The sequence below is a fragment of the Pseudomonas sp. LBUM1656 genome (assembly GCF_059716065.1).
In genome coordinates, this window is sequence record NZ_CP166800.1 from 3,707,002 (window position 1) to 3,721,661 (window position 14,660).

The 14,660-nt window shown below is 56.0% G+C and carries 13 protein-coding genes; 3 read left to right on the plus strand and 10 right to left on the minus strand.

Annotated elements, in window-relative coordinates:
• The first annotated feature begins 298 nt into the window (after positions 1–298).
• Positions 299–2,308: a patatin-like phospholipase family protein gene (locus ACA072_RS16705; protein ID WP_497619122.1), complete on the plus strand. Its 2,010-nt coding sequence runs from the start codon at positions 299–301 to the stop codon at positions 2,306–2,308.
• Between the two features lie 543 nt (positions 2,309–2,851).
• Here the strand turns inward: ACA072_RS16705 and ACA072_RS16710 are convergent.
• The 3 genes from ACA072_RS16710 to ACA072_RS16720 all read right to left on the minus strand — a co-directional run bounded on the left by ACA072_RS16710 (position 2,852) and on the right by ACA072_RS16720 (position 4,399).
• Complete coding sequence (locus tag ACA072_RS16710) at positions 2,852–3,178, minus strand: low molecular weight protein tyrosine phosphatase family protein (protein WP_497619123.1); 327 nt, start codon at positions 3,176–3,178, stop codon at positions 2,852–2,854.
• Positions 3,175–3,369, minus strand: coding sequence for a hypothetical protein (locus ACA072_RS16715; protein WP_497619125.1), 195 nt, complete (start codon positions 3,367–3,369; stop codon positions 3,175–3,177). The genes ACA072_RS16710 and ACA072_RS16715 overlap by 4 nt, the downstream gene beginning before the upstream one ends.
• Before the next feature lie 199 nt (positions 3,370–3,568).
• Positions 3,569–4,399 (minus strand): alpha/beta fold hydrolase, encoded by an 831-nt coding sequence (locus ACA072_RS16720; RefSeq protein ID WP_497619127.1) that lies wholly within the window; start codon positions 4,397–4,399, stop codon positions 3,569–3,571.
• 352 nt (positions 4,400–4,751) lie between these two features.
• On the opposite strand from ACA072_RS16720, the gene ACA072_RS16725 reads away from it, so the two are divergent.
• Entirely contained in the window at positions 4,752–5,885 is a 1,134-nt protein-coding gene (locus tag ACA072_RS16725; RefSeq protein ID WP_497619129.1) for an aminotransferase class V-fold PLP-dependent enzyme, read from the plus strand.
• Positions 5,886–5,959: 74 nt separating this feature from the next.
• Here the strand turns inward: ACA072_RS16725 and ACA072_RS16730 are convergent, their stop codons facing one another.
• The 4 genes from ACA072_RS16730 to ACA072_RS16745 all read right to left on the minus strand — a co-directional run bounded on the left by ACA072_RS16730 (position 5,960) and on the right by ACA072_RS16745 (position 9,796).
• Positions 5,960–6,208: a hypothetical protein gene (locus ACA072_RS16730; RefSeq protein ID WP_497624998.1), complete on the minus strand. Its 249-nt coding sequence runs from the start codon at positions 6,206–6,208 to the stop codon at positions 5,960–5,962.
• 246 nt (positions 6,209–6,454) lie between these two features.
• The gene (gene mqo / locus ACA072_RS16735; RefSeq protein ID WP_497619131.1) at positions 6,455–8,107 is read right to left on the minus strand and encodes a malate dehydrogenase (quinone); all 1,653 of its coding nucleotides are present in this window, start codon (positions 8,105–8,107) and stop codon (positions 6,455–6,457) included.
• A gap of 318 nt (positions 8,108–8,425) precedes the next feature.
• Entirely contained in the window at positions 8,426–9,136 is a 711-nt protein-coding gene (locus ACA072_RS16740) for a GNAT family N-acetyltransferase (protein ID WP_497619133.1), read from the minus strand.
• A 24-nt stretch (positions 9,137–9,160) separates the two neighbouring features.
• Positions 9,161–9,796 (minus strand): TetR/AcrR family transcriptional regulator, encoded by a 636-nt coding sequence (locus tag ACA072_RS16745; RefSeq protein WP_497619135.1) that lies wholly within the window; start codon positions 9,794–9,796, stop codon positions 9,161–9,163.
• Positions 9,797–9,958: 162 nt separating this feature from the next.
• Here ACA072_RS16745 and ACA072_RS16750 point away from each other — a divergent pair, with 162 nt between their 5' ends.
• The gene (locus ACA072_RS16750) at positions 9,959–10,399 is read left to right on the plus strand and encodes a hotdog fold domain-containing protein (protein ID WP_497619137.1); all 441 of its coding nucleotides are present in this window, start codon (positions 9,959–9,961) and stop codon (positions 10,397–10,399) included.
• Positions 10,400–10,553: 154 nt separating this feature from the next.
• On the opposite strand, the gene ACA072_RS16755 is transcribed toward ACA072_RS16750, so the two are convergent.
• The 3 genes from ACA072_RS16755 to ACA072_RS16765 form a co-directional block, all read right to left on the minus strand.
• Positions 10,554–13,031 carry a TonB-dependent siderophore receptor gene (locus tag ACA072_RS16755; RefSeq protein WP_497619139.1) on the minus strand — a complete coding sequence of 826 codons (2,478 nt, stop codon included), beginning with the start codon at positions 13,029–13,031 and terminating at the stop codon, positions 10,554–10,556.
• A 118-nt stretch (positions 13,032–13,149) separates the two neighbouring features.
• Positions 13,150–14,103 carry a FecR domain-containing protein gene (locus tag ACA072_RS16760; protein WP_497619140.1) on the minus strand — a complete coding sequence of 318 codons (954 nt, stop codon included), beginning with the start codon at positions 14,101–14,103 and terminating at the stop codon, positions 13,150–13,152.
• 3 nt (positions 14,104–14,106) lie between these two features.
• On the minus strand, positions 14,107–14,616 hold the full coding sequence (locus ACA072_RS16765) for a sigma-70 family RNA polymerase sigma factor (RefSeq protein WP_497619142.1): 510 nt from the start codon (positions 14,614–14,616) through the stop codon (positions 14,107–14,109).
• Positions 14,617–14,660: the final 44 nt, after the last annotated feature.

The window sequence follows — 14,660 nt, forward strand, 5'->3', positions numbered from 1 at the left end:
TCGTAACCCAAACCGCTCCCTTCGCAGCCTCCGGCTTCGATGAATGCGACCTCCATGAATCTGAATGCGTAGATGCGGCGGCAGGTTCAGAGAGTTATGAAGAGCATAAGGTTTTCGAACCAAACGGACAGTCATACTTTATTAGACCTTCCGTTTCAACATTCGACATGGCGTCACGAACGCTATCTCATCAACTGGACAGAATACTGTTCATTGTCTAGCGTCAACAAATAGCAGTCCAGCATCGGAAATATATGATTTTTAGAAGTTGTCAGCGCTATGCCAAGGAGGGATTTACATGCCAGAACGCAACCATCTCCCCAACAAGAAATGTAGAAAATCACACTTATACATAGCCAGCTATCCTTTTACAAAAACAAAAGGTGCATTATTAATGCAAGCTTGCAACGCTCAACTCTTGATCATTTCCACATTTTTCATTGTGTCCTGCACTACCAATCATGACTTTACCGATTATAAACGTTATCCAGACGGTGAAAATGATTGGAGAACAACACCTGAAACTGAACAAGATTTCTACCGAACGGGCCGACGCATCCCTTCTGGAACTCCAAATGTTGGCATCGCTCTTTCGGGAGGGGGGCAACGAGCCGCCTCAGTGAGCATCGGCTTTTTAAGCGCCCTTGATGAACAAGGAATACTGCAAGATGTAGATATAATATCTTCAGTTTCCGGAGGCAGTTACGCTGCCTACTGGTGGTATACAAAACGATACTCTGCGAGCATTGAACGTGAATCAGCGGCAATCAAAACATCTAACCTCACTGACATCGCACCACTCTACAACCGATACTACCCTCCAGGCTTATGTGATTACTTCGAAAAGAAGTATGCAGAAACACCAGTATTAGATCGTTGCAAAAATCAAAGAACATGGAAATACAAGTTTCATCGTCACAACCTTAACAGCGGGCATCTCCTCACTTACTCTCAGCAATACACAAAAACACCTGAGTTATTTGGCAAGACACTTTCATGGATAATAACCACACCCATACACTGGGTTACTAATGGGCTATTCGACATGAAGCTAAATGTCAACCTCTTTCAGAACTACTATCAAAATGGGCTAGAAAGAGAATATGGCCTTTACCCGGGCTGCAAATACAACGAAACAAATTGCAACCTAAAAGAATATACAAATTCGAGACTGGCAGGACTAAGAGCTATCAATCCCGAGCCAAACTTATTATTAACAAGCATGAAAGAAAAGCATGAGCCCTATTGGGTCATAAACACAACAGCAGCATATAACAAGCGATCAGCCCCCAAAATGTTTCGCTTCATCCCTTCGTTCGGTTACAGCAAATCTCTTTACGATAGCGTCTACGAATTTTCACCGACAGTTCAAGGTTCACCTCGATTTGGTTATTGTCTCCAAAGCGATGAAAGCTGCGTTGAAAACAACATTGAGTTATCTCGACAGGTTGCTTTATCCGGTGCAGCATTTGATTCACTTCCTGCTGGCGCAAATTCGGCAATCGATATTTTCAACCTTGCACTTGGCCAGTATATATCGAATCCTAAAGTTTCGAACGACGATAGAACCATCCATAGAATTATTCCTGCACCATTTGTATGGTTCCACGAAAACCGTCACGATGAAACCGCACCGTTTATTTATCTAAGCGACGGCGGTCACTCAGACAACCTTGGTCTATACTCATTAGTCAGACGCGGAACAAAAAAAATAATCGTACTGGACGCAGAAAGCGAGAACGGAAACAAGGAAAACAAATCAGTATTCGGAGCATTAAAATCAGACCGTTGCAAACTGGGAATTGAGCGGAATATTTTGATAGACATCCCAGAACTTACAAACTCCATAGACAAAAGCAAAACGCCATGCAGTGGAGAAGCCGGCCCTAGCGACATTGATTATAAAGCAGCGCAAACTGCTGTATATCGCGGCAGTATCTGCCAACTAGACAAAATTGATTTTAACGCAAGATGTGACCCAGCCAAAAGCACCCAGCTAATTTATGTAAAGCTATCCTATGACTACTCAAAAAATCAAAAATGCTTAAAAGGGAGCAGCAACTGCAAAGACCCTAAAAACTATCTAACACCGTCAGATTGCGCCATCCCCAATGCACGTTATTCATGCGACACCCTTTGGTTCGCTATAAACAATCAAAATGACAAATTCCCACATGCCCCCACTACGGATGTGTTTTACAGCTTAGAACAATATGCAGGATATACAGCATTGGGATTTGATCTTGGTAGAGAGGCTATATCGGAGATTCAGGCCTACTCTGGCTCGCCGCCTGTCGAAACCAACTAAACTCCATTTGCGAATGCCAGCAAGCGGGGGGTCTGCGATAAGGCCAACCCTCACACAACGAAAGTCCTCTGTCAGGTAATGATTCAGCGGGCTTTCGTTGTGGATTAGTTAACTCAGACGCCCCGCGCCAGCAACAAGGGGCATGCACATCGCAAAGTCCTTTCTCTGGCAACATGAGCCTTCAGCAGGATCGCCTTCGAGGGATACGACCCCTCTTGGTGGGGAGGTGACATGCAAGGCGCTCAGGGTTACTACAATGACAACTGCTTTCTTCCGTTCTTTACCCAATTGAGCGATTCAGAAACGGGAGTAAGCTCTCTCACCACAACGGCACGCCAATTGCGCGATTTCCGTAGATCAGTAGCATCCATATACAAAAAGCCCACTGACCGTTACCGATTCAGTGGGCTTTTTACTGCGTGGCAAGTTGAAACAACGCCCTCACCTACTCCCGCGGATCGACCCGATCCAACACCCGATTCACCTACAACCCTGCCGGGGAAATCATCTGTTGGATGCCTCGCGCCATGTTGCATTGCGGGCCTAGGTAGAAAGGTAGGGCTTCACACTAACTTCGAGCATATCCACCAGTTCAGGGTCCATGTAGCGAAAGTCGTCGGGAATATCCAGCGAGTGAATCCGCTTGTGTTCAAGCAAACGAGCATACTCGGCCTGCAAGCGATTCAGGTGTTTGCGTTCCATGACAAAGATGACATCGGCCCAACGAATATCCGCTGCGTCGATGGGTTTGCGTGCATTCGGGCTGGTGCCCGCTGAGCGGGCACTGAAGCCAGGGCGACGGCGCCAGATTGCTTCCGCAGTCGGGCTACGCCATTGGTTACGGCTGCAGACGAACAGGAGGTTAATCACGCTTGATCCAACAATTGGCGGGTGGTGAGGATGGGATAGCTCATGCCGAGTTGGCGTGCCCTGACCAGCTTGTCGGCACGGGTGTATATCAGCTTCCAGTTCTTTTCCGGCTTGAATTTCAGCGGACGAACCGCTTTGTCATTGCCGCGTTTACGGGCCTGTGTGCGTCTCCAGGCGCGGGTTCTTTCCATGGTCATGTCCTCGTGAGTACCGGGTTCAGCAGCCGCGGTAATACGAGTTGGGAGTATGGTAAGCGTGAATTGGGGGAGTGGCTAGGCTGGTGTAGTCATCGAATTTCAGCGGCGGCAGTTTCTGTAGGAAAAAAGGGACCGATCTATTTCTTCGAAAACAAATCGGTCCCCTTATCTTGTGCCGCCGCCACGACGCAGTTCAACCGCGAATAAACGCCAACAAATCAGCATTGATCTGATCCGCGTTGGTCGTCGGCATTCCGTGAGGAAAGCCCGGGTACGTTTTGAGCGTGGAATGCCTCAAAAGCTTGGCCGAAAGCGGCGCAGAGTCTGCAAATGGCACGATCTGATCGTCCTCGCCATGCATGACCAGCGTAGGCACCTCAATCGCCTTCAAATCTTCGGTGAAATCGGTTTCGGAAAACGCCTTGATGCAGTCGTAATGAGCTTTTGCACCGCCCATCATGCCTTGACGCCACCAGTTGTCGATGACGCCCTGCGAGACCTTGGCCCCAGGTCTGTTGAAGCCGTAGAACGGCCCCGCCGGCACGTCCACGTAAAACTGCGCACGACTGGCAACCAATGCCGAACGAAACCCGTCGAACACTTCCAGAGGTAAACCTCCAGGATTCTTTTCCGACTTGACCATGATGGGCGGAACCGCGCTGATCAGTACGGCCTTGCTGACGCGTCCCGGTTTGGCTCGCGCGGCGTAGCGTGCAACTTCACCACCACCGGTCGAGTGGCCGACATGGATCGCTCCTTTGAGGTCGAGCGCATCGGTCAGCTCGATGACATCGGCGGTGTAGGTGTCCATTTCGTTGCCCTCCCACGTCTGGGTCGAGCGCCCGTGTCCGCGGCGGTCATGTGCGATCACCCGATAGCCTTGGAGCAAGAAGAACATCATCTGGTTGTCCCAGTCATCCGCGCTCAACGGCCAACCGTGGTGAAACACGATGGGCGTCGCGTCTTTCGGCCCCCAATCCTTGTAGAAAATCCTGGTGCCGTCTTTGGTCGTAATTGCGTTCATGGCGTTTGTCCCTCGCGATCGGGTTGGTGAGGTTGCAGGGCGCTTACCAGCGCCTGCGTCAACCCGCAAAGGCTGGAAAGCGGTACCCGCAAACTTGAAAAAGGCAGTGGGCCCGAGGTCGTGGCCAACGAGTCACGAGCGGGCTTCGTCAGTGTAGAAGACGCACAGCAAGCAACACTTTCAAACGATAGGTGGAGCTTGCCAGTTACAAACCGGCCATTAATGACAGGCAGCAATCAGGTGATACCAGCCACTCGACAGAAGTCGTCATTCAATCCCGAGCAATCTTGTCATTTGCCAAGGCTTAGGGCAGGGTCGATACCACTGATATCTCTGCCAAAGGAGTCACTCCATGTCAAAGCTATATCCCAGTATCGATCCCGAGGGGTTGGTCGAGTACTCAGTGGTCTACACCGACCGCTCGCTCAACCACATGTCGCAGTCATTTCAAGGCGTGATGAAGAACATTTCCACGACCCTGAAACAGGTCTACAACGCCCAGGCTGTTGCGGTGGTCCCGGGCAGCGGCACATTCGGCATGGAAGCAGTGGCGCGACAGTTTGCCACCGACCAGCAATGCCTGGTGATACGCAACGGCTGGTTCAGTTATCGCTGGAGCCAGATCCTTGAGATGGGCAACATCCCGGCGGCCACCACGGTGCTGAAAGCCCGACCGGTCGATACGGGTCGCCAGGCTGCCTACGCCCCACCCCCTCTGGACGAAGTGCTGGCAGCCATTGCGGCTTCGAGGCCGCAGATTGTCTTCGCCCCCCACGTTGAAACCTCATCAGGGATTATCCTGCCCGACGACTACCTGAGGGCCGTCGGCGACGCCGTGCATGCGGTGGGTGGCCTGTTCGTGCTGGACTGCATCGCCTCAGGCACGCTTTGGGTTGATATGCAGAAATGCGCAGTCGACCTGCTGATCAGCGCACCGCAGAAAGGCTGGAGCGCCTCCCCTTGCTGCGCCCTGGTGATGCTCAGTGCTTTGGCCCTCGAGCGCATCGAACAGACGCAGAGCAGCAGCTTCGCCTGCGACCTGAAAAAATGGCTTCAGATCATGCAGGCCTACGAACAGGGCGGACATGCCTACCATGCGACCATGCCCAGCGATTCCCTCGCGCGATTTAACGAAGTGATGAAAGAGACGCAAGCCTACGGTTTCGACAAGGTCCGCGGCGAACAACAGGCGTTGGGTGATCGGGTGCGCGCAATGTTGGCCGGCAAAGGCATCAAAAGCGTGGCCGCAGCCGGCTTTCAGGCCCCTGGCGTAGTGGTGAGCTACACCGAAGATGCCGACATCAAGAGCGGCAAGAAATTTGCCGCACACGGCCTGCAGATCGCCGCCGGAGTGCCGTTGCAATGCGACGAACCGGCCGACTTCCAGACCTTCCGCATCGGTCTGTTCGGACTCGAAAAGCTGCACAATATCGAGCGCACGGTGAGCACGCTTGAGCAGGCACTGGACGAGGTGATGGCTAACTAGGCCCTCATCTTGCCCTATCGAAGGCACCACGGTCTGACGAAGCTAGGGCGTAAAGCCCTAGCGGATAGCAGATGTCACTTTTTCTTTTTCGCCGGCTTTTCTGCCTTGTCTGATTTCTTAGCCTTGTCTGGCTTGCTATCAGCTTTTTTTGCAGACTTCTTCGGCTCGGCATCTTTTTTCTTGTCTTTCTTTTCGGAAGATTTCGAAAGAGCCGAGGCCGCAGCTGATTTCTTTGCCGGTGATGACTTTTTGTCTTTCAGTTCCTTGCTGGCTTTCGAAGCTTCACCTTTGCTTTTCTTCTCGTCTTTAGCCACGTTAATCACCTCTCGGGGTATGCCGGTATTGGCACATTGCCTGTGCGATTCCTCCACAAGCTGATCATTAGGCGAGCGCGTCCAAAGGCGGTTCAAATTTTTTGATGCGTTGAGACAGGCTTTGGATGAAGCACCGATATGTACTGAGGCCTGGACATCCTGAATAGGTCAACCGCTACGCCTCGAAAACCATTCCCCACAAAAAAGCCCACTGACCGTCTCCGATCAGTGGGCTTTTTCTGATTACGCTTCTACTTACAAAGCCATATCACTAGCCGCATTAGCCTTCGGCGCTTTCGCCTTATCAGCATCAGCCGGAGCAGCAGCCGGAGCAGCCACCTGACCCATCGCCGGCGGCGGAGTCAGTTGCAGCACCTTCGCGGTGTAAGCCCACTCCTGCGCGACCTTCTCAGGGCTGCCATTCAACTGAGTGCCATAGCTCGGCACGATCTGGTGCAGCTTCTCCTGCCAGGCCGGCGAAGCGACCTTGTCCTTGAACACTTTCTGCAGCACGGTCAGCATGATCGGTGCAGCGGTCGACGCGCCCGGCGAAGCGCCCAGCAGGCCTGCGATCGAGCCGTCAGCGGAAGAAACGATTTCAGTACCCAACTTCAGCACGCCACCCGCCGCTTCATCGCGCTTGATGATTTGCACGCGTTGGCCGGCTTGCCACAGGCGCCAGTCTTCAGCTTTAGCGTTCGGGAAGTATTCTTTCAGGGCGTTGAGGCGGTCTTCGTCAGACAGCATCAGTTGGCCGGCGAGGTACTCGACCAGCGGGTATTCCTTGATACCGACCTTCGTCATCGGCCACACGTTGTGCGTGGTGGTGGTGGTCAGCAGGTCCAGGTACGAGCCTTCTTTGAGGAACTTGGTGCTGAAGGTCGCAAATGGGCCAAACAGGATGACGCGCTTGCCGTCCAGGACACGGGTGTCCAGGTGCGGAACCGACATCGGCGGTGCGCCAACGGAGGCTTTGCCGTAGGCCTTGGCCAAGTGTTGTTCGGCCAGGGTCGGGTTCTCGGTCACGAGGAACGAGCCGCCAACCGGGAAGCCTGCGTATTCCTTGGCTTCAGGAATGCCGGACTTCTGCAGCAGGTGCAATGCACCGCCGCCCGCGCCGATGAACACGAACTTGGCGTCGGTTTCGGACTTGGTGCCGTCTTTCAGGTTTTTGTAGCTGACGCGCCAGGTGCCGTCGTCGTTCTTGGTGATGTCTTGCACTTCGCTAGACAGTTTCAAGTCGAACTTCGGCGTGGTTTGCAGGTGCGCGACGAACTGGCGGGTGATCTCGCCGAAGTTGACGTCGGTGCCGATCGGGCTCCAGGTGGCCGCGATTTTCTGGTTCGGGTCGCGCCCTTCCATCATCAGCGGAACCCACTTCTTGATCACAGCCGGGTCTTCGGAGTACTGCATGCCGGCGAACAGCGGGCTCGCTTGCAGGGCTTCGTAGCGCTTCTTCAGGAACTTGATGTTGTCATCGCCCCACACAAAGCTCATGTGCGGCGTGGAGTTGATGAACGAACGCGGGTTTTTCAGCACGCCTTGCTGAACCTGCCAGGCCCAGAACTGACGGGAGATCTGGAACGCTTCGTTGATTTCAACGGCTTTCGGGATCTGTACGTTGCCCTTGTCGTCTTCCGGGGTGTAGTTCAGCTCGGCCAGGGCAGAGTGACCGGTACCGGCGTTGTTCCAGCCGTTGGAGCTTTCCAGGGCGACGCCGTCGAGGCGCTCGATCATTTCCATCGAAGTGCCAGGTTCCAGCTCGTTGAGCCAGACACCCAGGGTCGCGCTCATGATGCCGCCGCCGATCAGCAGTACATCGACTTTCTTTGCCTCTTCCGCGTGAACGGACGTGATCCCCATCGACAAAGCCAGCCCCAGCAGGGCCGTGTTCATTTTCTTAAACATCTGTAGCACCTATGATAAAACGCCATCCGCCCTTCCATCCTCGCTCACGGCCCCTTGGTTCACGACCTTCAGGCAGGACGTCGTGGGTGCTCGTGCACAAGAATCGAAGGGTGGGCACACAAGGCCGACGTGTCTCCATCGACCTCAGTTTATATGTCCCTACTGAACTGACTTTTTATCATTATTGGCTTCAGCTACTTGAGCGACATTGATCCTGTTGGCACGCCTCAAGGGCGTGCAAACTGAATAGGTCAAACCAAGTTGGCGCGCAGAATATCATGGCTGGACGACCGCGCGCTCCCAAAAGGACTTATGAGTCTAGTCCAGACGGGGCTCGTTCGCCGCGTCCCGGCCCAAACGATTCAGCACAAACACCTTGGCGTTGTGGGTCATTTGGTCCAGATGCCGGTCGCGTTGCTTTTCAGCATCGACCATTGCGCGTTTTCCGTGTTTTTGCAGCAAGTAGTTATGTATCTGCCGGACCTCTAAAGAACTGTAGATAAATGTGACATCCAACAGTCCCATCAAGCCTTCGCTGCTGTAGTCGCGGGTGTTCATCAGCACCTGCGTGCCGCGCACGCCCAGCACTTGAAAACCCATCGACTCGAACCACGGCACCTTGGCGACGGTGCAGGTCAGTTCGGCGTGAGGGTAGCGGCTGATCATGCCTTGCAACATGGCGCGTGCGACACCTCGGCGACGATGCCCCGAATCGACGGCCATGTAGGCCACGCCGCACGCTTCAGGATCGTCCTTGACCGGCAGGTACAGCAGAAAGCCGATGACCTTTTCAGGGTCGTCATCGTCGGTGGCGACGATCAACTCGACCGCAATACCTTTGCCGCCGCCAAGAGCTTCCAGGTACAGATGCACTTCGTAGCCGACCGCGTACTGATACACGTTGTACAGCGGGTTGCTCGGCGCGATGCCGACCATGCTGATGTCGGTCAGGTTGTCGACGACCATCTGCAGGATCTGGCTGTTGATGTGCTCCGGGCACGGGGCAACGAAGTGGGTGAGTTGGGGCATTGAAATTCTGACTCCGGGATAGCTTTACTGGGTATCGGCGGGGCTATTGTCACAGATTGATCGCCACGCCGCTTCTGCCAGCAACTCCCGGTAGGCCTTCGGACTGCCAGCCACCCTCCCCGACAACCATGCACGACAGTAACTGTCGGCCTGGCCGATGATCAGCGACGGCAGCAATTCCGCAGGAAACGCTCGCAGTTCATCGCGCCGGCCGGGTTCTGCCAGCCATTGTCCGAGCTTTTGATTGCGAGTTTTATTGCGAGCGGCCAGTTCTTCCTTGAACGGGCCTTTGGTGACGGCGAACCGCGCGTGGTACTGAAAACGTGCCCACTCGGGTTGGCGGTCGACCCAATCGACGTAGCTGTGGACCAGCGCATGCACGCCCTCTTCCGTCGTCTGTGCCTCAGCGAGATAGCTATCGCGAAGCAGTACCTGATCGTCCAGCGCGGTGAAAAACAGCGCGGCCACCAGGCCTTCCTTGTTGCCGAAATGATGGTAGATCGCACCGACGCTGGTATCGCATTCAGCGCGGATCATTTCGATGGTCGTGGCTTCGAGCCCTTGTTCGTTGAACAGGGCCAGGGCCTTTCTGAAGATGTCGCGCTTGAGTTCGGCTCTTCTGCCGGGGTAGCTGCGCTCGAGTAGATCTGCGGTTTCCATGAGGGATACAGGCCAGAAAATTCATGACAAGGCAGACAGCTGCCGGTGAGAAAGCCGCGCTAGGTTGACAGATTTCATCGCGACAGAATACTGTTCCGTAACAGAACATTATTCTGTTACGGAAGATCATTCTGTAAAACAATCCTTCAGCGAGGCTTCAAAATGAGTCAGTTTCTCAGCATGTTTAACAGCGCCGGCCCCGAAGCATTCAGCAAAATGGCCTGTCAGGTAGCGCCTTACTTCAGCACCATCAACCCGCTGATCGCCGAGTTGCGCCCGGGCCATGCCACGGTGCAGGTGCCGTTCAGCAGGGAGATCACCAACCACTTGGGCTCGGTTCACGCGATTGCGATGTGCAACGCCGCCGAACTGGCCGCCGGGACGATGACCGACGTGTCCATTCCCGCGGGTGCGCGCTGGATTCCGAAAGGGATGACGGTTGAGTATTTGGCCAAGGCCAAAACAAATGTGACGGCAGTGGCCGATGGTGAGGCAGTGGACTGGCTGACTGAAGGCGACAAGATTGTGCCGGTGGACATCCATGACGCCGAAGGCAAAAAGGTATTCACGGCGCGGATCACCATGAACGTGAAACTTGCCTGAGCACCCGAAATCCTGTAGCAGCTGGCGCAGCCTGCGTCCGGCTGCGAAGCAGTCGTAAACCCGACTGACGCGGTCTAACTGATGTACCGCGCGCTCTGATTTAACGACTGCTTCGCAGCCGGACGCAGGCCGCCAGCTGCTACAAAGATTTGCGTTACCAGTCGTAGCTCATTTCAACCGACGCCACCCGCTCCTGGCCATAGTAGCAACCGAACGAATAATTGCAGTCCGACACGTACTCGCGATCAAACACGTTTTGCACGTTCAAGCGGGTTTGCAAGCCACGCAAACTTGGGTCGAGTTTGCCCATGTCATAACTGAGGGTGGTGTCGTAGACCACGTAAGACGGCACGTCGAACGAGTTGGCCGAATCCCCCGGTTTGCGCCCGGTGTATCGGGCGCCTGCGCCAAAAGTCAGGCCATTGAGCGCCGCTTGGGTGAAGTGATAGTCCGCCCACAACGAGGCGGAGACCGGCGACTGTGCTTCATTGCGATTGCCCTTATCGCCATAGGTGCTCTTGGTGTAGAACGAGTCGATGTAGGTCGCCGCCGCCAGCACGTCGACGTTGTCGATGCTGGACTTCACTTCCAGTTCAACACCGCGCGAACGCACTTCGCCTGCCTGGGCCTGGTACTGCGGATACTCGTCGTCACCGGTCAGCACGTTTTTCTGTTTGATCTGATAGACCGAGGCGGTGATCAGCGTCTTGTCGAACGGTTGGTATTTCACGCCCACTTCGTATTGCTCGCCCTCGGTCGGCTCAAAGGCATTGCCGCCCCGTTCAGGCGCAGCGGTGCCGATAGTCGGCAGGAAGGATTCGGAGTAACTGACGTAAGGCGCCAGGCCGAATTCGGTGACGTAGGTCAGGCCCACGCGACCGGTGAATTTGTTGTCGCGTTGCGAAACGACGGTCCGGGCAAGAATGTCTTTGTTATCGATTTCCGCCCAGTCCTGACGACCTCCGATGGTCAGGATCCACTGGTCCAGTTTGATCTGGTCCTGCACGTACACACCCGTCTGACGCAGGGTGTTGTCCCATTTTGTGTCGAGCACCGGCGTCACGCTGCTGGTGTCGTAGTTGTTCTTGCCGTAGAGGTCGACCGGCAACACGTTATTCGCATTGAGGCCATCGTACTTGCGGCTGAAATGGCGATAGTCCACGCCCGCCAACGTGGTGTGCTCCAGCGCGCCAGTGTTGAATTTGTATTCCAGGTTGTTATCGATGGTGTAGGCAATGTTGTGCTGGCGCCAGTCAAGTTTGGTGCGGTTGGCGCGGGTGTAATCGGTCACGCCTGAACTGTCGGTGACAAAGCTGCGCAGGTAGAAGCCCTTGTAACGGTCGCGCACGTCGGTGTAACGCGCGGTGGAGCGGTACTTCAAGTCATCGGAGAAGTTGTGGCTGAAGTCATAGCCGAAAACATACTGGTTACGTTTGTAGTCGTTGTAGTGCGAGTCACCGGAGAAAAAGTCGCGGTTGATTTTCTCGCCCGTGGGGCCGCGATTCAGCGAGCCGATCCTCGGCAGCGTCTGATAATCGACCTGGCCGTCATCACGCTGGATCTGCGCCAACAGCGTCAGCGAGGTGTCGTCAGTCGGTGTCCAGGTCAGGCTTGGCGCCAGCAGCATGCGTTCGCTGTGGGTGTGCGCGACCTGGTCGTTGCCTTTGTTCGTGACGCCGACGAGGCGATAGGTGAAGGCTTTCTGATCGTCGATCGGGCCACTGGTGTCGAACGCGCCGTTGACCCGGTTGTAGCTGCCCGCACCGAGCTTGACCTGGCTGCGCTGTTCCGTGGTCGGACGTTTGGAGACCATGTTGATCAGCCCGCCCGGCTGGTTCTGCCCATAGAGAACCGACGACGGGCCTTTGAGCACTTCGATGCGTTCCAGGGTGTACGGATCGATTTGTGGTGCGCCGCCCAGGCTGCCGGCATACGGAATGTAGGCGCCATCCAGGTACAACGGCGTCGGTGCGAAACCACGGCTGGTGATTTCGTCGGCAATCGAGTTGCGGTCGGTGAAACCGCCGGTATTCAGGCCGGGGGTGTAGCGCAGCGCCTGGGTCAGGTTGCGTGCACCCTGTGCCTCTACTTGATGCGCGGTCACCACGTTGATGGCCTGCGGAATTTCCAGGATCGGCGTGTCGGTTTTGGTGCCCGTGGCGCTGCGGGTGGCGACGTAACCGTCCACAGGACCGTAGGCGGACTCGATGAGTTCACCCGAAATGCTGGTCGCACCCAGTTGCAGCGCCGAGCCCGATTCCACGATTGGCAACAGCGAATAGCTGCCGTTGTCCAGGCGCACGGCCTGTAATTTGCTGCCAGCGAGTAGCTGCCGCAACCCGGCATCAACCGTGTAGCGACCGTGCAATCCTGCCGATGTCTGACCGCCCGCATGCGCCGGGTTGAAGGAAACGGTCACACCCGCAGTGGCGGCAAACTGAGTCAACGCCGCCCCCAGGGAACCGGCAGGAATATCGAACTCTGTTTCGACGTTGGTCTGCGCCCACGCGGGCTGCGCTATGACCGTCATCCCCAACGGGACGACCAGCGCCATCCCCAGAAACGCCGCGTGGACGGCCCGGTTCAGCGGTTTAATAGAGGGTTTGCAGTTAAAGGGATTGCGAGGGGTCATGCAGTTTCCTTTCGCCCGGCGGCAGTGAATGGCGGCGACTAAGTGCGCCTCTACCTACAAGGTCGAATGAGAAACAGAATCAACAACCCCTCCCGACACATTCTTTTCGGATGGACAATCACACCGGTTCCACACTGGCCCAATACCGACTGAAGCGGCGAATGCGTACCGGAAACGTTGAGGTCAGGTTGTCCAGAATCGTGTCGGTACTGCCGAGATGGAACGCACCGGAGATGCGCAACGCAGCGACCGCTGGATCGCATCCCAAATGACCGGGACGATAGCGCTGCAACTCCATGACGAAATCGGCCAGGCGCCAGTCATTGACCACCAGCATGTCGCGAGTCCAGGCATCCGCTTGAGGATTGGCCCTCTGCATAGGGTCAATGCTGTCGCTGCGAAAACTCAGCTGCTGCCCGGCGTCCACGCGCACTGCAGCGCCAGCCAGATGAGCGGAGCGCACTTCAACCGCATGCTCTTGCACACAGACCTGCGTCTGCCCCGCTTCGCTGCGCACGATAAATCGCGTGCCCAGTGCACGGATGCTGCCTTCATCGGTATGCACAATGAAAGGCCGCGACAGTTGATCGCGCGCCGTTTCAATCTGGATTTCACCGCTGAGCAAACGAATTTCCCGCAGCCGTTCGCTGTAGCGAATGTCCACGGCAGTGGCGGTGTTGAGTTGCAGCTGGCTGCCGTCGTCCAGCCGTACGCGGCGGCGCTCGCCAGTGCCGGTGCGCTGGTCCGCCATCAGCGTCGGCAGCGGCGTGGTGTTCCAGGCCACTGCGCCCGCCCCGCTCGCCGCCAGCAGAATCGACAACACCTTGAGCACGTCGCGCCGTTTGGCGCGGGCGCTGGTCAGTGTCGGCCGCGCGATGCCGGGGGCGACCTGACCGAGTTTGTCCTGCAGACGCGCAAGGCGGTCCCAGGCCTGCTGATGGCGCGGATCGCGCTCCAGCCAGTGCCGATGCGCCTCACGAACGGCCTCGTCCGGCACCTCGCTGCGCAAGTCGACATACCAGCGTGCCGCCGCTTCAAGGGTGGCGTGATCCAGTGATTGGGCACGGGCCACGGCTCAGTCCTCGACCAGCAACAGGCAGTGAGTCAGGGCACGTACCGCGTGTTTCTTCACCGTGTTCACCGAGACGTTCATGCGCCGGCCGATCTCCACATAACTCAAGCCGTCGAGCTGCGACATCAGGAAAATCTCACGGGTCCGGCTACCCAGGCCATCGAGCAAGCGGTCGATTTCCAGCAGGGTTTCGATAATCAGCGCACGGGTTTCAGGCGAGAACGCCACCGGCACGGGGATGAGCGCGAGGGTTTCCAGATAGGCCTGCTCCAGCGCCCGACGGCGGAACATGTCGATCATCAAGCTGCGCGCGACCGTGCTCAGGTAAGCGCGAGGCTCACGCAATTCGGGCGCCTTGCGCTGGGTCAGCACCCGGATAAACGTGTCCTGGGCCAGGTCCGCGGCATTGTCGACGCAACCGAGTCGTTTGCGCAGCCAGCCGCAGAGCCAACTGTGATGGTCCTCGTAAAGCGTATGCACGGCGCGTTGCAGCGAGAGATCAACAGACGACATGGAGAAGGCCCAATGCGGAGAGTTATTTGATAATGACTCTCATT

Bases quoted from the DNA above. Each gene is read 5' to 3' on its own strand.
- ACA072_RS16705 (WP_497619122.1), top strand. From the start codon at position 299: ATGCCAGAACGCAACCATCTCCCCAACAAGAAATGTAGAAAATCACAC.
- ACA072_RS16715 (WP_497619125.1), bottom strand. From the start codon at position 3,369: ATGGAAAGAACCCGCGCCTGGAGACGCACACAGGCCCGTAAACGCGGC.
- ACA072_RS16720 (WP_497619127.1), bottom strand. From the start codon at position 4,399: ATGAACGCAATTACGACCAAAGACGGCACCAGGATTTTCTACAAGGAT.
- ACA072_RS16725 (WP_497619129.1), top strand. From the start codon at position 4,752: ATGTCAAAGCTATATCCCAGTATCGATCCCGAGGGGTTGGTCGAGTAC.
- mqo (WP_497619131.1), bottom strand. From the start codon at position 8,107: ATGTTTAAGAAAATGAACACGGCCCTGCTGGGGCTGGCTTTGTCGATG.
- ACA072_RS16740 (WP_497619133.1), bottom strand. From the start codon at position 9,136: ATGCCCCAACTCACCCACTTCGTTGCCCCGTGCCCGGAGCACATCAAC.
- ACA072_RS16745 (WP_497619135.1), bottom strand. From the start codon at position 9,796: ATGGAAACCGCAGATCTACTCGAGCGCAGCTACCCCGGCAGAAGAGCC.
- ACA072_RS16750 (WP_497619137.1), top strand. From the start codon at position 9,959: ATGAGTCAGTTTCTCAGCATGTTTAACAGCGCCGGCCCCGAAGCATTC.
- ACA072_RS16755 (WP_497619139.1), bottom strand. From the start codon at position 13,031: ATGACCCCTCGCAATCCCTTTAACTGCAAACCCTCTATTAAACCGCTG.
- ACA072_RS16765 (WP_497619142.1), bottom strand. From the start codon at position 14,616: ATGTCGTCTGTTGATCTCTCGCTGCAACGCGCCGTGCATACGCTTTAC.